The sequence below is a fragment of the Pseudomonas sp. WS 5021 genome, assembly GCF_012985535.1.
GTDB lineage: Bacteria > Pseudomonadota > Gammaproteobacteria > Pseudomonadales > Pseudomonadaceae > Aquipseudomonas.
In genome coordinates this window covers 18259-37630 of sequence record NZ_JAAQWP010000005.1, presented here as the reverse complement: position 1 = coordinate 37630, position 19372 = coordinate 18259, and the positions used below count along the sequence as shown (strand labels likewise).

Annotated in this window: 12 protein-coding genes; 6 read left to right on the top strand and 6 right to left on the bottom strand. The window is 63.5% G+C overall.

Annotated elements, in window-relative coordinates:
- Window positions 1–308: 308 nt before the first annotated feature.
- Window positions 309–2171, top strand: coding sequence for a sigma-54-dependent Fis family transcriptional regulator (locus tag HBO19_RS16625; protein WP_170057889.1), 1863 nt, complete (start codon window positions 309–311; stop codon window positions 2169–2171).
- 1111 nt (window positions 2172–3282) lie between these two features.
- On the opposite strand, the gene HBO19_RS16620 is transcribed toward HBO19_RS16625, so the two are convergent.
- A complete protein-coding gene (locus tag HBO19_RS16620) occupies window positions 3283–4062 on the bottom strand; it encodes an acetoin reductase (RefSeq protein WP_169957189.1) in 780 nt (259 codons plus the stop codon).
- Window positions 4063–4253: 191 nt separating this feature from the next.
- On the opposite strand from HBO19_RS16620, the gene HBO19_RS16615 reads away from it, so the two are divergent.
- A complete protein-coding gene (locus tag HBO19_RS16615; RefSeq protein WP_170057888.1) occupies window positions 4254–6404 on the top strand; it encodes a TonB-dependent siderophore receptor in 2151 nt (716 codons plus the stop codon).
- A 174-nt stretch (window positions 6405–6578) separates the two neighbouring features.
- On the opposite strand, the gene HBO19_RS16610 is transcribed toward HBO19_RS16615, so the two are convergent.
- The 3 genes from HBO19_RS16610 to HBO19_RS16600 all read right to left on the bottom strand — a co-directional run bounded on the left by HBO19_RS16610 (window position 6579) and on the right by HBO19_RS16600 (window position 9509).
- Window positions 6579–7016, bottom strand: a complete 438-nt coding sequence (locus HBO19_RS16610; protein WP_169957183.1) for a carboxymuconolactone decarboxylase family protein — start codon at window positions 7014–7016, stop codon at window positions 6579–6581.
- A gap of 104 nt (window positions 7017–7120) precedes the next feature.
- On the bottom strand, window positions 7121–8563 hold the full coding sequence (locus tag HBO19_RS16605; RefSeq protein WP_170057887.1) for a mechanosensitive ion channel family protein: 1443 nt from the start codon (window positions 8561–8563) through the stop codon (window positions 7121–7123).
- 70 nt (window positions 8564–8633) lie between these two features.
- Window positions 8634–9509, bottom strand: coding sequence for a pirin family protein (locus HBO19_RS16600; protein WP_170057886.1), 876 nt, complete (start codon window positions 9507–9509; stop codon window positions 8634–8636).
- Window positions 9510–9688: 179 nt separating this feature from the next.
- Between HBO19_RS16600 and HBO19_RS16595 the strand changes: the two genes are divergently transcribed.
- Window positions 9689–10426 (top strand): response regulator transcription factor, encoded by a 738-nt coding sequence (locus HBO19_RS16595; protein WP_170043533.1) that lies wholly within the window; start codon window positions 9689–9691, stop codon window positions 10424–10426.
- Between the two features lie 29 nt (window positions 10427–10455).
- Complete coding sequence (locus HBO19_RS16590; protein WP_170058080.1) at window positions 10456–11772, top strand: ATP-binding protein; 1317 nt, start codon at window positions 10456–10458, stop codon at window positions 11770–11772.
- Here the strand turns inward: HBO19_RS16590 and HBO19_RS16585 are convergent.
- Window positions 11769–13709: a TonB-dependent receptor gene (locus tag HBO19_RS16585; protein WP_170057885.1), complete on the bottom strand. Its 1941-nt coding sequence runs from the start codon at window positions 13707–13709 to the stop codon at window positions 11769–11771. The genes HBO19_RS16590 and HBO19_RS16585 overlap by 4 nt on opposite strands.
- A 287-nt stretch (window positions 13710–13996) precedes the next feature.
- Here HBO19_RS16585 and HBO19_RS16580 point away from each other — a divergent pair, with 287 nt between their 5' ends.
- Entirely contained in the window at window positions 13997–15109 is a 1113-nt protein-coding gene (locus HBO19_RS16580) for an efflux RND transporter periplasmic adaptor subunit (RefSeq protein ID WP_170043531.1), read from the top strand.
- Window positions 15110–15111: 2 nt separating this feature from the next.
- On the top strand, window positions 15112–18174 hold the full coding sequence (locus HBO19_RS16575) for an efflux RND transporter permease subunit (protein WP_170057884.1): 3063 nt from the start codon (window positions 15112–15114) through the stop codon (window positions 18172–18174).
- 61 nt (window positions 18175–18235) lie between these two features.
- Here the strand turns inward: HBO19_RS16575 and HBO19_RS16570 are convergent, their stop codons facing one another.
- Window positions 18236–19294: a diguanylate cyclase gene (locus tag HBO19_RS16570; RefSeq protein WP_169957172.1), complete on the bottom strand. Its 1059-nt coding sequence runs from the start codon at window positions 19292–19294 to the stop codon at window positions 18236–18238.
- Window positions 19295–19372 lie beyond the last annotated feature (78 nt).

Genomic DNA, 19372 nt, shown 5'->3' with positions numbered 1-19372 from the left:
TTGTTGTTCTCCAGGTTGTCTCGACACACAAAAGGCTGGCTGCGGCCAGTTGCAACCTGTTCAGCACAGCCTGTGCCAAGGCCCGGCAAAACCTGGCAAAGCCTTGATCCAGAGCAGTACCGTGCGGTTGTGCCGGTGCGGCATGCCACCGCACAATGAGACGGCGCATTGCAGCGTGCAGGCTGCGTCTCAGGCAGGATGAGACGTTGCGTCTCAAGGCGGGCAGTTGGTCAGGCCGCCCTTGTCCCCCTGCGCCCGCGGGCGCTTAATGGCGGGCATAACAACAAAGATCGAGAACCGGAGGCCTTATGCTCGCCGCGAACTCCAGAGAGCACGTCGACTGCGTCAGTCGCGTGGTCCGCAATGCCGACCGCCTGCCCCAGGCACCGGTGCCGTCGCTGATTTTCGATTCATGGCGCCGCTCCATGGAACAACACCACCTGGACCCCGGTTCCCTGCAGGGCCCGCGGATCCTCAGCGAGCCGCTGCTCAAGGAATGCCGCGAGCGCGCCGAACTGTTCATGCGCATTGCCAGCGAGCAAGTCAGCCAACTGCACCACCGCGTGCGCCACGCCGACTACTGCGTGATGCTCACCGACGCCCAGGGCCAGACCATCGACCACCGCGTAGACGCGGCCATCCGCAGCGACTGCCGCAAGGCCGGCCTGTACCTGGGCACCTGCTGGTCGGAAGCCGAAGAAGGCACCTGCGGCGTGGCCACGGTGCTGACCAGCAAGGCAGCGGTGACGGTGCACAAACGCGACCACTTCCGCGCCGCCTTTATCAACCTGACCTGCTCCGCCGCGCCGATCTTCGACCCCCAGGGCAACCTGCTGGGGGTGATGGATGCCTCGGCGCTGCAATCCCCGGATGACCGTCGCAGCCAGCACCTGGTGCGGCAGATGGTGGCGCAGAGCGCCCAGGCCATCGAAAACGCCTTCTTCATGCACAGCGCCGCCAAGCACTGGGTGCTTCAGGCCCACAGCACACCAGGTTATGTCGACAGCCAACCCGACCTGCTGCTGGCCTGGGACCACGACGGGCGCCTGCAAGCCTTGAACAGCAAGGCCCGCCAGGCACTGCGCCGGCGTTTTGGCCAGGTACCGGTGCATATCGGCGAGGTGTTCGACCTCGATGCCCTGCGCGCAGTGACCGATCAGTCGGTCCAGCAACTGCAGTGGCTGGGAGAACCTGGGGTGCTGCAAGTGCGCGTCAACACCCCGCGACGCCAACCGGCGCGGGCGCTGCCGAGCTCCCAGGTCGACCCACGCGTGGAAGAACACCTGCGCCTGGCCGTGCGGGTCAAGGATCGCAACCTGCCGGTGCTGGTGCAGGGTGAGACCGGGGCCGGCAAGGAAGTCTTCGCCCGCCAACTGCACGCCCGCAGCGCGCGCCGCGACGGGCCATTCGTGGCGGTGAACTGTGCGGCGATCCCGGAGAACCTGATCGAAAGCGAGTTGTTCGGCTATGTCGCCGGCGCGTTTACCGGGGCGTCCAGCAAGGGCATGACCGGACTGTTGCAGCAGGCCCACGGCGGCACGCTGTTTCTCGATGAAATCGGCGATATGCCCCTGGCCCTGCAAACACGCTTGCTACGGGTGATGGCCGAAGGTGAAGTGGCCCCGCTGGGCGCGGCAAAAACCCGCGCGGTGGATATCCAGGTGATCTGCGCCAGCCACCGCGACCTGGCGACCCTGGTCAGTGACGGGCGTTTCCGTGAAGACCTGTACTTTCGCCTGGGCTGCGCCCGCGTCACCCTGCCGCCCCTGCGCGAGCGCACCGACAAACTGGCGTTGATCAACCGGCTGCTGGAACAGGAGGCCCGCAGCAGCGGGGTCACGGTCGGCATCGGCCAGGCTGCGTTGGAGTTGCTGCTGGGCTATGCCTGGCCGGGCAATATGCGGCAACTGCGCCATGTGCTGGCGTATGCCTGTGCGGTGTGTGAAGGCGGCACAATCCAACTGGCGGACTTGCCGGTGGAGGTGCGTGGTGAGCGGCTGGAGCTCGAGCTTGAGCAAAGTATGAGCCCGGAGCGGCAAGTGGTGCTGGATGCCCTGGTACGCCATCGCTGGAAGCCATTGCCGGCGGCGCAGGCGCTGGGAATTTCCCGCGCGACCCTGTATCGCCGGGTCAAGCAGCTGGGCATTGATATGCCCGGTAAACACCCCTGACACAATGCAATCCAAATGTGGCTTGCCAGCGATAGCGGCGGGTCAACCAGCATCAATCCCAGCAATGCCGCCGCCATCGCAGCCTCGCTGGGGCTCGACAGCTCCTACATTGATCCTCAGGGGTTGGAAGATTGCATTTCACTGCCACCGCAGGATGCATACGGTACTCAATGTACGACGATCCAATGTAGGAGCTGGCTTGCCAGCGATAGCGGTGGGTCAGCCAACATCAACCCCAGCAATACCGCCGCCATCGCAGCCTCGCCGGGGCTCGACAGCTCCTACATTGATCTTCAGGGATTGGAAGATTGCATTTCAGCTGTCACTGCAGGATGCAGACGGTACTCAATGTACGACGATCCAATGTAGGAGCTGGCTTGCCAGCGATAGCGGTGGGTCAGCCAACATCAACCCCAGCAATACCGCCGCCATCGCAGCCTCGCCAAGGCTCGACAGCTCCCACCTTGATCCTCAGGGTTTGGAAGATTGCATTTCACTGCCACCGCAGGATGCATACGGTACTCAATGTACGACGATCCAATGTAGGAGCTGGCTTGCCAGCGATAGTGGCGGGTCAGCCAACATCAATCCCAGCAATGCCGCCGCCATCGCAGCCTCGCCAAGGCTCGACAGCTCCTACATTGATCCTCAGGGTTTGGAGGATTGCATTTCACTGCCACCGCAGGATGCATACGGTACTCAATGTACGACGATCCAATGTAGGAGCTGGCTTGCCAGCGATAGCGTCGGGTCAGCCAACATCAATCCCAGCAATGCCGCCGCCATCGCCGCCTCGCCAAGGCTCGACAGCTCCTACATTGATCCTCAGGGGTTGGAAGATTGCATTTCACTGCCACCGCAGGATGCATACGGCACTCAATGTACTGAAGATCCAATGTAGGAGCTGGCTTGCCAGCGATAGCGGTGGGTCAGCCAACATCAACCCCAGCAATGCCGCCGCTATCGCAGCCTCGCCAAGGCTCGACAGCTCCTACATTGATCCTCAGGGATTGGAGGATTGCATTTCACTGCCACCGCAGGATGCACACGGTGCTCAATATACGAAGATCCAAGCCCGCTCCCAGATTTTTTACCGAGTCGAGTCTGGGGGTTAGCGGTACACGAGGCCACCGTCGATCAACGGCGCCTGCCCGGTCATGTAGTCCGAATCCGGGCCGGCCAGGTAAGCCACCAGCCCCGCCACATCCTCCGGCGTTTCTGCACGGCCCAGGGCAATCCCATCCACGTACTTCTTGTACGTCGCCCCCACTGGCGCGCCGGTAATCTCGGCCATGCGCTTGTCGATCTCGACCCACATATCGGTGCCCACCACGCCCGGGCAATAGGCATTCACCGTCACCCCCGCGCTTGCCAGTTCCTTGGCCGCCGCCTGGGTCAGGGCGCGCACGGCAAACTTGGTCGCCGAGTACACGCCCAGCAGGGCAAAGCCTTCATGCCCGGCAATCGAGCAGGCATTGATGATCTTGCCCTTCTGCTTGAGCGCCTTGAACTTATTGCCGGCAGCCTGGATGCCCCACAACACGCCCTGCACGTTGATGCCCAGGGTGCGTTCGACCTGCTCCGGGGTCACGTCCAGCAGCGAATCGATCTGCGCCACCCCGGCGTTGTTGACGATGATGTCAAAGCCACCCAGGGTCTGGTGCGCATGCTCGACCGCCGCGACCACCTGTTCACGCTTGGACACGTCGGCGATGAACACCGAGGCCTTGCGCCCAAGTGCCACCACCTCGGCCGCCACGGCTTCGAGCTTGGCGCCATTGATGTCGACCAGGGCAATATCCGCCCCGTCCCGCGCCAGGCGCAGGGCGATGGCCCGGCCAATGCCTTGCCCGGCACCGGTCACCAGTGCAACTTTTCCAGCGATACCCATGATGATCTCCTGCAACGATAAGCGAAGCCTTGTCTATCGCAGGTGCGGGGTCACGCTGTCGAGGCCCGGAGGGATTGGCGTGGGGCTTGAGACGCAACGTCTCAAGCCCCACGCCAAGGCGAGTACTTGTAAAGACGCGCACTTATGCCTAGCTTATGCGCCCCCGCCCCGCGCTTTAAGGCCTTGCCCCCATGTTTTTGCGTTTTCGCCCCGTCGTCACCTCACATTTGGCCCTCGGCCTGCTGCTCAGCGGCGGCATTGGCAACAGCCTGGCGGCTGAGCTGGAACTGCCGGCGTTGAACATCCAGGGCCAGGATGAGTCCGGTTATCGTGCGCAAAGCGCGTCGGTCGGCGGCTTCGATGAGGCGCCGCTGCTCGACACCCCGGCCTCGATCACCGTGATCAATGCCGCGCTGATCAAGGACCAGCAGGCACGCCTGCTCAGCGAAGTGCTGCGCAACGACGCCTCGGTGGGCGAAAGCTACGCACCGATTGGCTACTACGAAAATTTCGTGGTCCGGGGCTTTTCCCTGAATGCCGCCAGCAGCTACAAGATCAACGGCCGCACCATCACCGGCGAGCAGAACGTGGCCCTGGAAAACAAGCAGCGGGTGGAGTTGCTCAAGGGCCTGGCGGGCCTGCAAAGTGGGATTTCCGAGCCCAGCGGCGTGATCAACTACGTGACCAAGCGCCCGGAAGACGTGCGCTCGGTCACGGTGTCCACCGATGATCGCGGCAGCGGCTATATCGCCACCGATGTCGGCGGCTGGTTTGGCAGCGAGCAGCAATTTGGCTTGCGCGCCAACGTCGCTCATGAAGACCTCAATTCCTATGTCGAGCACGCCAATGGCCAGCGGGACTTTGTATCCCTGGCCTTCGACTGGAACATCAGCCCCGACGCCGTGCTGCAACTGGATGCCGAATACCAGGACAAGCAACAGCGCTCGGTTCCCGGTTACCAACTGCTCGGCGGCACCGAAGTGCCCCACGACGCCTCACCGAAAAAACTGCTCGGCCACCAGAGCGGCGCCAAGCAGGTAGGCATCGAGTCGCTGAACCTCAACGGCAAGTTCGAGTACCGCTTCAGTGACCAGTGGAAAGGCAGCGTCAGCGCCGCCCGCAGCAAGGTGGTGATTGATGACTACAGTTCGTTTGCCTGGGGTTGCTACTACGTGGGCACGTGCAACGCGAACACGTTCAGCCCCGAGGGTGACTACGACATTTATGACTACCGCAGCCCCGACGACACCCGGCGCAATGATGAAGTCCAGGCGGCCATGACCGGCCTGTTCAGCACGGCCGGCCTGAGCCATGAACTGACCTTCGGCACCAGCGCTTTTCGCCGGGTGATCGACAAGCGCAAGTCAGTCAATGAATACGTCGGCAGCGGCAATATCGATCAGGACCCGGAAACCTTCCCGCCCACCGACAAGCCCCTGAACGACAGCCACCGGCGCCTCGACAGCCGCCAGTACGGGCTGTTCGTCACCGACCGCATCAGCTTCAACGAGCAATGGCAAACCGTGCTCGGTGGCCGCGAAGTGCGCCTGGATGAAAAATCTTTCGATCAAAATGGCGTGCAGGAGCGTCACACCCAGCAGTACGAGTTCCTGCCCAACGCTGCGCTGATCTACAAGCCAGTGGAAAACATCTCGTTGTACACCAGCTACAGCAAGGGCCTGTCACTGGGCGGTGAGGCACCGTGGTATGCGAACAACGATGGGGAAATCCTCGCCCCGACCGTCTCGCGGCAGATCGAAGCCGGGGTGAAATACGACTGGCGCCGCATCAGCTTCGCCGCCGCAGTGTTCCAGACGCGCCAGGCCTACCAGTACGCCAAGCCAGACAGCGCCGGCGAATTCACCTACGTGCAGCAGGGCCAGCAGAAAAACACCGGGCTGGAACTGTCCGCCAACGGCTGGGCCACCGAGCGTCTGCAGATCGCCACCAGCGTGGCGGCGATTCGCGCACGGGTGAACGGTAGCGGCACCCCGCAGTACGAAGATCACCAGACAATCAACGTGCCCAAGCTGCGCGCCAGTGTGTACGCCGACTACGCCCTGCCCTGGGTCAACGGCCTGGCAGTGCTCGGCGGCGTGCAATACAGCGCCAGCAAGAACGCCAACCGCACCGGCAATGTGGAAGTGGGGGATTATGCGCTGGTCAACGTCGGCAGCCGCTACACCACCAAAGTCGATGGCTATGAAACGGTGTTGCGCCTGAGCATCGACAACCTGTTCGACAAGCGCTACTGGCGTGATGCGGGCGAATACATGGGCGATGACTACCTGTTTCAGGGTGCGCCATTGACGGCGCGCCTGAGTGCTTCCATCAACTTCTAACCCCCGACCCAATGTGAAACCTGGCTTATGGGAAACCTGGCTTATGTAGGAGCTGGCTTGCCAGCGATGGCATCACCTCGGTGCATCTGTAAGACCTAGGCGCCTGCATCGCAGGCAAGCCAGCTCCCACACAAGCCAGCTCCTACATTGGCCAACGCCTACCCTTGAATGTCGTTACTTGGGCATCTTGCGAAAGCCCACCGCCAGGCGATTCCAGCTGTTGATGGTGGCGATGGCCACGCTCAGGTCAACCTGCTCGGCGGCGCTGAACTCGGCATTGAGCAACGCATAATCTTCATCCGCCGCGTGGGTCTGGCTGATCAGCGTCAAGCTTTCGGCCCAGGCCAGGGCGGCACGCTCGCGCGGGGTGAAGAACGGCGTTTCGCGCCAGGCCGAGAGGGTGCACAGGCGCCGTTCGGTCTCGCCGCCCTTGCGTGCATCGGCGGTGTGCATGTCCAGGCAGAAGGCGCAGCCGTTGATCTGGGAGACGCGCAGGCGTACCAGTTCGAGCAGCGGCAGTTCAATGGACAGTTTGCCGACGGCGGCTTCCAGGGCGAGCATGGCTTTCATGGCGTCAGGGGACGCGGTGTAGAAATCGGTGCGGGCGTGCATTGTGTGACTCCTGGACAGTGGGAATTGGCGCCCAGCTTAATCACCCCACTGCCTCGCACAAATAGCCAATCCTGACGAAGAACAGGTAGCCAATGCCAGGCGCTTCAGGCCCGGCTGCGCAGCCAATGCAAGAAGCCCTTTTTCACCGGCACGATGGGTGCGTCCTGGGTCAGGTGCTGGGCGGCGTGCAGGCGGAAATCCAGGAGGTTCTGCATGGCCTCGCTGATGTCGTGGCGCGCGTCCAGGCACGGCTTGAGGTATTCCTTTTCGATGCGATAGAGGGTGCAGTAGGTCTTGGCCACAAAGTCCGCGGGCACGCTTTGCTCCCCCAGAATCCCCGCTTCGCCAATCACCTCGCCCGGCCCCATGCGCCCGGCTTCGAATTTGTGCCCGGCCTTGACCAGCATCACCGAAACCACCCCGGACTCAATAATAAACAGGTGATCGCTGACCTCCCCGGTCGGCAGGATCATCTCGCCGGCGCGGAAGGTGTGCAGGGTCATGTTCTGGCTGAAGGTTTCCTTCTCTTCCTGGCGCAGGGTCGAGAAGATATTCGAGCTTTCCAGCAGTGCACGTGCGGGCGTGGTGGCCGGCGTGGTCGGGCTTTCGGCGCTGGACAGCAGGCTTACGCCGGCCGCCTGCAAATGCCGGTAGGCCAGGTCATAAAGCTGGTTGCGCACCTCGCGCTTGAGGGCCATGGCCGGCACGAAGCCGCTGATTTCATATTCCACGCCACCCCCGGTGGAGGTCTTGAACGCCACACTCGGCGCCGGCTTGGCCAGCAATTGCCGGCAACCTTGCATGGCCCGTTCCAGGGCTTCCAATACCGTTTGCGGGCGCGCGTGAGGGCTGACTTGCAGGCTCACCGCCAGGCCGAACATGTCGGCCGGGCGCGAGAAATTGATGATCTTGGCCTTGGCCGCCAGCGAGTTGGGGATCACCGCCATGCTGCCCTGGGAGGTTTGCAGGCGCGTGGCGCGCCAGTCGATATCCGTCACCCGGCCTTCGGTGCCGTCGATGGAGATCCAGTCATCCAGTTGGTAGGGCTTGGTGGTGTTGAGCACAATCCCGGAGAACACGTCGCTCAAAGTACTTTGCAACGCCAGGCCGACGATGATCGCCACCGCGCCGGAGGTGGCAAGCACGCCCTTGACCGGCAGGTCGAGCACGTAGGCCATGGCCGCGATGATCGCGATCAGGAAAATCACCGCGCCCATCAGGTCTTGCAGCAAGCGCCCGGTGTGGCCGACCCGCTGCATCATCAAGGCCCCGAGCAACACCGTCAGGGTGCGCGCGGCGAACAACCACCAGCCGATCTGCAAGGCCGTGGCGGCCAGGTGCAGTGGGGTGTTGTCGGCATAGGGCGCCAGTTGCATGGGGTTCATGCCGTCGTTGAACAGCACGGCACTGAACACGGCGAAGATGCCCAGGCGCGCGATCAGTTTCCAGTTGCCGGAACTGGCTGAAAACAGACGCCAGACGACGATATCGATAAGGATCAGCGCCAGGGCGCACAGCATCGGGTGAGCGGAGATGAAAGACAGCATCCAGGCGACTCCAGGGCGAATGCCCTGAAGATCGCATGAAATGGCGTTGGCGGGTATAGGGCACCCCCAATCAGTGGGAGGCGCCGTGCATTTGGCCGAACTGGCCAGACTGGAAGTCGGCGAAGGCCTGGTGAATCTCTTGCTCGGTGTTCATCACGAACGGGCCGTGACCGACGATGGGCTCGTCGATGGGTTCACCACTAAGCAGCAGCACCATGGCGTCGGCGTTGGACTCCAGGCTGATCTGCGCGCCATCACGCTCGAACAGCACCAATTGCCCTTCGCGTGCCAGTTCCTGACCGTTGACTTGCACGGTGCCTTTGAGCACCACCAGCGCGGTATTGCGCCCGGCGTGCAGGTCCAGGGTCACGGCCTTGCCGCCGTTGAGGCGCAGGTCCCACACGTCCATCGGCGTGAAGGTGCGCGCCGGCCCTGTGCGACCCGCGAACTCACCGGCGATCAGGCGCAGGCTGCCGGCGCCATTGGCCAGGGGCAACGACGGGATATCGCCGTCGACGATGGTCTGGTAGCCGGCCTCGCTCATTTTGTCCTTGGCCGGCAGGTTGACCCACAGTTGCACCATTTCCAGGGCCCCGCCCCGTTTGGCGAAGGCTTGGGAATGGAACTCCTCGTGCAGGATCCCTTTGGCCGCAGTCATCCACTGCACATCGCCCGGGCCGATGGTACCGCCGGCGCCGGTGGAATCACGGTGCTCGACTTCGCCTTCGTAGACGATGGTCACGGTTTCAAAGCCGCGATGGGGATGCTGGCCTACGCCACGCCGCTGGGCGGTGGGGGTGAAATCCGCCGGGCCGGCGTGGTCCAGCAGCAGGAACGGGCTGATGTGCTTGCCCATGGTGTCGTAGGAAAACAGCGTGCGAACCGGGAAACCGTCGCCTACCCAGTGGCTGCGTGGGCTGGTGTAGATACCGATGATGTTTTTCATGAGAATCCTCCAATGTGCATACACCTTAAATCCAATACCAATAAGGTGGTAGACAGCGGATTTGGCTCGCATCGTTCCACACATGGGACGACTTGATGGCGGCGTGTCATAAAATACGTGAATGATAATGACTCGTAGTAATATTCCCGCTCTCCCGCTCAAATCCCCCGAGGGCCGCCATGCCATTTGCCCCTGCGCCAGTAGCGCCGCGCGTCCTGGTGGTGGACGACCACCGCAAGATCCGCGAGCCGCTGGCCATCTATTTGCGTCGCCACACCTTCGAGGTGCGCACCGCTGAAGATGCAGCGGGCATGTGGCAACTGCTCAAGACCCAGGCCTTCGATGTGATCGTGCTGGATGTGCTGCTACCCGATGGCGACGGTTTTGAGCTGTGCAACCAACTGCATCGGCGCAGCAACACCCCGGTGATCCTGTTGACCGCCCGCGATGCCGCCGCCGACCGCATTCGCGGCCTGGACCTGGGCGCCGACGACTACATCACCAAGCCCTTCGAACCCCGTGAGCTGGTGGCGCGCATCCACAGCGTGCTGCGCCGCCAGGGCCGCAGCCAGGCCCCCATGGCGCCGGCCAGCCGCAGCTACGGCTTCGCCGGCTGGCACTTCAGCGCCATCAGCGCACTGCTGACCCGCGCAGGCTGCCCGCCGATCCAACTGAGCACCGCCGAAAGCCGGCTGCTGCAAGTGTTCCTCGATCATCCCAACACCCTGTTGCCCCGCGAGCGCCTGATCGACCTGACCGCCGCCGCCGACAGTGATGTCAGTGACCGAACCATCGACCGCCAGGTCAGCCGCCTGCGCCGCAAACTGGCCCACGACGGCGCGGCGGCGGACCTGTTGCGCACCATCTGGGGCGGCGGCTACCTGCTGGCGGCCGACGTCACCCCGTGCGCCGCTTGAACCGCTGGCGCCGCCTATGGCCGCGCACCCTGGTGCAGCAACTGAGCCTGTTGTTGCTGCTGGCGCTGCTGGCCTCCAACGCCATCGCCATGCTGTTCCTGCAACGCACCGGCAGCCTGATCCACCCGCTGTCGCGCAGTTTCAGCCTGGAACGCCTGGTGATCGCACACCATGCCGCCGGCCTGGGCGGCGAAGAGCCGGCGCACCTGTTGGCCGCGATGAACACCGAGAACGCACGTTTCTGGATCGCCCCCCGGGCCGAAGTCGAGCCGTTTGAACTGCGCCCCGAAGAACGGCGCCTGGCCAACGAACTGCGCCAACACCTGCAACTGCCGCCAGACGTGCCCATCGGCATGCAGTTGGAACGCATCAGCGGCGCCAACGCGCGCACCCATGTGTTCAGCCCCGCCGGCTGGGCGCCCTTGCGGTTGCGCAGCAGCATCGCCCTGCCGAACGGCCAGTACCTGAATGCGCTGCAGCATCCCGCCGGGGCGTATGAATGGGGCCGCGTATTGGCCTACAGCCTGCCGGTGACCACGGTGCCGGTGCTGCTGATCGTGATGTTTTTCATCGCGCGAGTGGTGCGCCCGGTGAAAACCCTGGCCCAGGCCACCGAACGGGTCAGCCGGGGCGAATGGATCGCACCGCTGCCCTTGAGCGGCCCCCAGGAAGCCCGTGACTTGACCACCGCCTTCAACACCATGCAGGCCAACCTGGCGCGGCATGTCGAAGGGCGCACGCGGATGTTGGCGGCGATCAGTCACGACCTCAACACCCCGCTCACCGAACTGCGCTTGCAGGTTGAGTTGCTGGAGCCAGGCCCTGAGCGGGACGACATGCTCGACAGCCTCGGCGAGCTGAGCGCCATGGTGCGCGAAACCCTGAACTTCGTGCGCGACGACGCCGTGCAGGAAGCCACCCGCCGAACCTCGTTGAGTGCATTACTGGATGACCTGGCCAAGCGTTACCGGCGCCTGCAACAACCAGTGACCTGGCTGGGCGCCCCGCCGCTGCTGCTCGATTGCCGGCCGCTGGCGCTCAAGCGCGCCCTGGCCAACCTGATCGATAACGCGGTCAAACATGGCGGCGATGCCTGTATCAGCCTCAAGCGCGAGGACACGGGGGTGCTGTGCGTGGAGATTCTCGACCATGGCGCCGGCCTGCCCCAGGACTGGCTGAACAAGGTGTTCGAACCCTTCGTACAGCTGGGCGCCAGCGGCGGTGGCCTGGGGTTGGGCCTGGCGATTGCACGGTCGTGCATCCAGGCCCATGGCGGCGAACTGCTCCTGGAGAACCGCCCACCGGCAGGTCTCTGCGCGGTGGTGCGGTTGCCTGCAGCGCCTTAGAAGTTGAGCGTGGCCCCCATCCACAAGGTGCGCCCGTAGTTCACGGTGCCGTAGGTCTCGTCGTCCAGGCGCTTGTTGGCCAGGTTGTTGAGGGAGGCATTGAGGGTCAGGGATTCGGTCGCATCAAAGGAGCCGCCCAGGTCGGCGGTGGTGTAGCCCGGCGCCGGTTTTTCGCTGGTGATGGTGTTACCGGTTTCCTCACCGTAATAGCTCAACGAAGCCCAGGCCTGGGCGCGGTCGTTGATACTCCATTCGCTACGCACATTGGCCTTTTGCTTGGGGGTCAAGGCCAGGGGCGCGCCAGCGTTGGCACCGGTTTTCTGTTCGGAATCGGTGTAGGTGTAGTTGGCCTTGAGCAGCACGCTGGGGTTGATATCCCATTGGCCGTTGAGCTCCACGCCCTGGATGATCGCCTTGTCGACGTTGACCCGCTCCATGATGGTGTAGCCGTTCCAGCGCTGGTCGGTGGTGACGGTGGACAGTTTGTCCTGGAAGTCGTTGTAGAACAGGGTCGCGCCCGCCGACAGATCGTCACGGTTGCTCCACAGCGCCGAGATTTCGTAGTTGGTGCTGGTTTCCGGCTTGAGGTCGGGGTTGCCGAACATCACGAAACGGTTGCGCCGCAGGTAGGCGTAGTCCGCCACCACCGCGCGGATCTCCGGGGCCTTGAAGCCACGGGCGATGCCGCCCTTGAACGTCCACTGCTCGCTGGCGCGCCACACCCCATACAGCCGTGGGCTGACATGGGCACCGTATTCTTCGTGATGATCCAGGCGCAGGCCGGTGGTCAGGGCGAAGCTATCGGTGACCGACCATTCGTTCTCGGCAAACAGGGCTTTTTGCACCACCGAGAACTCGTAGTCCACACGGTCGCCCAGGCCCTGGTTCCAGTCGGTCAGCTGGCTTTCGTTCCACTGCATGCCCACGGTGCTGACGTTATGGGCCGTGGGCACCACCAACTTGGCGTCGAACACACTGTTCTTGACCTCGGGCTTGCGTCCGAAAATATCGGTTTGGGCCGGCGTGGCGCGGCCTTCGCGGGTGGAAGTTTCCTGGGCAAAGGCAATGTCCGAGGTGGCCCAGCCCCAGCGGCCCTGGTGCGACAGCGACCAGTGATCGCGGTTGTTTTCCTGCTCGCGGGTGGCCCAGTTGGCGCTGATCCCATCGCCGTTTTTCAGGCGCGTGGCGCCGGCTTCAAGAAGAATGTCGTGGTCGATGCCCGGGGTGAAGGCCAGGCGCGCGGTGAGGTCGCGGTGATCGGCTTTACTGAAGCCATTGGTCTGCTCAATATCGTCATCGGCCTGGCGGTCGAGGTAACGGCCCCACACCTGCAAGCCGAGCAGGTCTTCCTTGAGCGGGCCGCTGAGGTAGAACTGGGTCTGGCGCGCATTGCCCTGGTCGCTGTGCTGGCGGGCCGAGTAGTCATAGCCAACGGAGCCGCCCCACTGCGGCGACACCTTGCGCGTGATCACGTTGATCACCCCGCCGATGGCATCGGAACCGTACAGCGACGACATCGGCCCGCGCACCACTTCGATGCGCTCGATGGCGGCCGCCGGCGGCACAAAGCTCTGCTCGTAGCCACTGTTGCCATTGACCCGCGACTCCCGGGCGCTCTGGCGTTTGCCGTCGACCATGATCAGCGTGTAGTCGGCGGGCATGCCACGGATCGAGATGTCGGTTTCATTGGCCCCGCCATTCACCGTGACGCCCTCGACATCCCGCACCGCATCGCCCAGGTCGCGGTACGACTTGCGGCGCAAGGCCTCGCCATCGATCACCGTGACCGAGGCCGGCGCGTCTTCGACATTCTGTGCAAAGCCCGAGGCGGTCACCACCACCTCATTGAGTTGCAGTGACGCAGGCTCATCGGCGTGAGCGTTGAGACTGCCAGCCACCAGCAGGGCCAGCGGCGCAAAACGAAAAGCAGGAAGCATGGGCGTAGACCTTCAGGTTTTATCTCAAAAGAGAATCGTAATCATCTACGCCCGGATAACTTGGACAAAGTGTGACAACTGCACCCGCATGCGCTTTTGTAGGCGCTGGCTTGCCAGCGATGGCGGCAGGCCCGCCAATGGATTTATCGACTGATACACCGCGATCGCCGGCAAGCCGGCTCGTACAAAACCTGATCGAGGGCTGGCTTAAATAATATTTCGGTCGTAATATTCAGACAAATATTACGACCGTAATTTTATTCGCCCAGCGCCACCAGGAGCCTGAAATGAGCCCACGCCCTCCCCTTCACCGCCTTTTCCCGCCCCTGGCGCTGTTGATCCTGCTCAGCGGCTGCAACAGCCAGGCCGACCCCAGCGCCAACGCCGCCCCTGCGCGCCCGGTGCTGGCGGCCAAAGTCGAAGCCGCCGCCAGCCAGCAGAATGCCTATACCGGGGTGGTCGCGGCGCGTACCGAAAGTGACCTGGGTTTTCGGGTCAGCGGCAAGGTGATCGAACGCAAGGTCGATCCCGGCCAGCATGTGTCCCGGGGCGACACCCTGCTGGTCCTGGATATCGGCGACTTCGAGCTGGCACTGCGCTCGGCAAAAAACCGCGTCAACGCCGCCCAGGCGCAACTGCGCCAGCGCCGCGATGACGCCAACCGCTATCAACGCCTGGCCAGTACCGGCGCGGTATCACGGCAGATTTTCGACCAGGCCGCGACTAACCTGCAGGTCGCTCAAGCGCAGCTCGCCGCCGCCCAGTCGGATGCCAGCCAGATCGAAAACCGTCGCACCTACTCGGTGCTGCGGGCCGATGGCGACGGGGTGATCACCGATGTGCGGGTGGAACGCGGGCAGGTGGTGGCCGAAGGGCAGATCGTCGCGCGCCTGGCCCACGACGGCGCACGGGAAGCGATCATCCACCTGCCGGAAAACCTGCGCGACCGCGCCTCGCAAAAAGCCCTGGCCCTGCCGTTCGGCGCGCCGGACCAGGCCGTCAACGCAACCCTGCGCGAACTGTCGGCCAGCGCCGATCCCGTCACCCGCACCTACCGCGCGCGCTATGTGCTGCACGGCAGGGTTGAGCGTTTCGCCCTCGGTTCCACCATCACCCTGCGCCTGCAAGGCAACGGCCAGCCGCCACACACCCGCGTGCCGATCGGCGCCCTGCACGATGCGGGTAACGGAACCGGCGTGTGGCTGATTGGCGCGGATGACAAAGTCAGCTTCGCCCCGGTCACGGTGGCCAGCCTGGGCCAGGAAGACGCCCTGCTTTGCGGCGGGGTCAGCCCCGACCAACTGATCGTCGCCCTCGGTGCGCACCTGCTGCACCCAGGGGACAGCGTACGCCTGTTGCCCGCCCAGGCACTGACCCTCAATCGACGCCAGGAACCTTGAGCATGCATGGCCTCAACCTTTCCGCCCTGGCGGTCAAATACCGCGCCGTCACGTTGTTCCTGATCCTGGCGATCCTCGCCGCGGGGATATTTTCCTTCGCCAAGCTGGGGCGCGCCGAAGACCCGTTGTTCACCGTCAAGGTCATGACCATCACCGCCGCCTGGCCCGGCGCCACGGCCCAGGAGATGCAGGAACAAGTGGCCGACCGCCTGGAAAAGCGCCTACAGGAACTGGACTACTACGATCGTGTGGAAACCATCGCCCAACCGGGGTTTGTGTCGATGCGCATGACCTTCCTCGAGTCCACGCGCCCCAATGAAATCCAGGACCTGTTCTACCAGACCCGCAAAAAACTCAGCGACGAGGCCGCCAAACTGCCCAAGGGCGTGATCGGGCCATTCTTCAACGATGAATATTCCGATGTGTACTTCGCCCTGTACGCCCTGGAAGCCGAACACCTGCCCCATCGCCAGCAGGTGCAGATGGCCGAAACGATGCGCCAGGACTTCCTCAGGCTGCCAGGGGTGAAGAAGGTCAATATTCTCGGCGAACAGGCGCAGCGGGTGTTTGTCGAGTTTTCCTATAAGCGCCTGGCGACCCTGGGGATCAAGCCCGAGCAGATCTTCACCGCCCTCGCCGCGCAAAACGCCGTGGCGCCGTCGGGGTTTGTCGAAACCGCCGGCCCCCGCGCCTATATCCGTATCGACGGCGCCTTCGACAGCCTGGCGCTGATCGAGAACGTGCCGCTGCCGGTGGACGGCAAAGTGTTGCGCATCGCCGATGTCGCCACCGTCAGCCGTGGCTACGAAGACCCGCCCAGCTACCGTATCCGGCACCAGGGCGACCCGGCCTTGATGCTGGGCATCATCATGGAGAAACACTGGAACGGCCTGGACCTGGACAAGAGCCTCAAGGCCCAGGAGGGCAAAATCCAGGCGGACCTGCCCTTGGGTGTCAACTTCGCAAAAGTCTCCGACCAGGCGAAAAACATCAGCCTGGCGGTCGATGAGTTCATGCTCAAATTCTTCGTCGCCCTGGCCGTGGTGATGGTCATCAGCCTGCTGGCCCTGGGCTTTCGTGTCGGTTTGGTGGTGGCGGCAGCCGTGCCGCTGACCCTGTCCATGGTGTTTGTGATCATGCTGCTGACCGGCCGCGAATTTGACCGCATCACCCTCGGTGCGCTGATCATTTCCCTGGGCCTGCTGGTGGACGACGCGATCATTGCCATTGAGATGATGGTGGTCAAACTCGAAGAAGGTTTCGACCGCATCCATGCTGCCACCTTCGCCTGGAGCTCCACCGCCGCACCAATGCTGACCGGTACCCTGGTGACGATCATCGGCTTTCTGCCGGTGGGTTTTGCCCGTTCGGGCGCGGGCGAGTATGCCGGCAATATCTTCTGGATCGTCGGTTTTGCCCTGATCGCCTCCTGGTTGGTGGCGGTGGTGTTTACCCCGTACCTGGGGGTCAAGCTGCTGCCCAATATCAAGCCGGTACCCGGCGGCCACGACGCGATTTACGCCGGCCCCTGGTACCAGAAACTGCGCCACCTGGTGCAAACCTGCGTGCGCCGGCGCTGGCTGGTGACCGGGCTGGTGGTGTCGGCCTTTGTACTGTGCGGCTTGGGCCTGGGCGTGGTGAAGAAGCAGTTCTTCCCCAACTCCGACCGCTCCGAGCTGATTCTGGAGGTGTATATGCCGCCGGGCAGTGCCTTCAAAAGCACCGAGGCGGTGGCGGCGCAGTTGGAAAAGGCGCTGCTGCAAGAGCCGCAGACCCGCATGGTCGATACCTATGTGGGCGGCGGTGCACCACGGTTTTTCCTGTCGCTGAACCCCGAGTTACCCGACCCGGCGTTCGCCAAGCTGATCGTACAAACCCCCGACGCCCATGCCCGGGACGCCTTGAAACTGCGTATGCGCGAGCGTATCGCCAGCGGCGAATTCCCCGCCGCGCGGGTGCGGGTCACGCAATTGCTGTTCGGCCCGCCGGTGCCCTTCCCGGTGGTGTTTCGCGTGTCTGGCCCCGACGTGAATGTGTTGCGCAGCCTGTCCGAGGAAGTGCGCCAGGTGGTTGCCGCCAACCGCCTGACCAAGGACGCGTTCCTCGATTGGGGCGAGCGCAGCAGCGGTTATCGCCTGGTGCTGGACCAGGATCGCCTGCGCCTGCTGGGTTTCACCCCCAACGAAGTGAAATCCCAGCTCAACGCCCTGCTCAGCGGCAACCCCATCACTGAAGTGCGCGAAGGCAACCGCACCGTGTCGGTAGTGGCCCGCGCCCAGGGCAGCCAGCGTGAAGACCTCGGCAACCTCGACAACATGACCCTGACCAACAGCGCCGGGGTGTCGGTGCCCCTGGCCCAGGTCGGGCATTTCCAGGCGGTGATGGAAGAGCCGATCCTCAAGCGTCGCAACCGCGCGAGCACCGTCGAAGTGCGCGCCGACATCATCGACGGCGTGCAACCGCCCGACGTGGAGATGGCGGTCTACAAAGACCTGCAACCCCTGATCGCGCGGCTACCGGCCGGGTATCGCCTGGACATCGGTGGCCCGGTGGAAGAAAGCGCCAAGGCCAACGTGGCCCTGGCGGCACTGTTCCCGATCATGATCCTGCTGACCCTCACGGTGATCATGTTCCAGGTGCGCTCGTTCGGCGTGATGTTGATGGTCTTCGCCACCGCCCCGCTGGGCTTGATCGGCGCGGTGCCGACCTTGCTGCTGTTCAACCAGCCGTTTGGCTTCAATGCGATCCTGGGCCTGATCGGGATTGGCGGGATCCTGATGCGCAACACCCTGATCTTCACCGACCAGATCCGCCAGAACCAGGAACAGGGCATGGCGAGTGGCGAAGCGATCGTCGAAGCCACCGTACGCCGCGCGCGGCCGGTGATCTTGACCGCGCTGGCGGCAGCGTTGGCGTTTATTCCGCTGACCTTGTCGGTGTTCTGGTCGTCCCTGGCGTATGTGCTGATTGGCGGGGTGTTGGTGGGGACGTTATTGACGCTGCTGTTCTTGCCGGCGCTGTGCAGTTTGGTATTGGGGCGCACGACAACCCTGCACACATCATAAAAACCCCTGGGTGCGGGCGGGCCGCCGCTGGCGCGCTGAGCGCGGATTCAGTTCCGGCAGTTCAAACCGACCGCACCCACCCGCCCTGCACCGAACGCACCCGATTGCGCCCGCTACTCTTGGCCTCATACAACGCCTGGTCGGCATCATTCAACCAACTGGTCGCATCACCGTGGGACGCTTGATACGGCGCCAGGCCAATGCTCAGGCTGGCGCGCAAGGTCGGATCCTGGGCGTAGCCCAGGGAGCTGAAGCGGTCGCGTAGTGCGTCCATCACTTCGGTGGCGTGGCCCAGGGGCATGTCCGGCAGGATCACGCAGAATTCGTCGCCGCCGTAGCGCCCGGCCAGGTCGGTGGCGCGCAGGTTCTGGCGCAGGATCTTGCTCAGTTGGCGCAGCACGATGTCGCCGGTGACGTGACCGTAGGTGTCGTTGATGATCTTGAAATGGTCGATATCGATCAGGGCAATCGCAGCGCCCTGCTGGCCGCCCCGGCAGCGTTCGAACTCGATTTCCAGGTGGTCTTTCCAGGCGCCATGGTTGAGCAGGCCGGACAGGCTGTCGGTGCGGCTCAGGGCCAGTAGTTCACGCTTGTGCCGGGCCAGCGTGATGGCCTGGCGATAACAGATCCAGCCCAGGGCCAGCGGATAGAGCATCAGGATCGGCAAGCAGGCGTAAAGCTGGGCGGGCGTGGTCAGGGCGATATAGGCCGGGGCGAACAGCAGCAGCGCCACCCCGATGCCCAGTGCCTGGGCCACCCAGCCCATCAACATGAACCGCAGCCCACCGATGGCGACGTTGTTCATGGTCATCATCGACAGCGTGGTGACGCTGGGCAGCGGGTTGAAGTGCATGGCACCGACCCAGAAGCCGCCACAAAACGAGTCCACCAATAGATGACGGCGTTCGGCGCGCAGGGAGTTTTCGGCGCGGCGTGCCAGTTGGTAGGCCAGGTGCGGCCAGGCGAAGGCGTTGAGCAGCATCCAGGCCCAGACCCAGCCTGGCGGATCCAGCGGGTACATGCCGGCCAATACACAGACGAAACCGAGCGTGAGCCCCAGGGTCCGCGATTTGTACAGGCGTCTGGCGAGCGGAAGTCCTTTTCCTCCTGCGGCTGGCATGATCTGGCTGATCCTGGATGAATGCTGGAAGTCTATCAGGGGACCGGCAAATAGCCACTACCGCTCAGAGGGTTATCC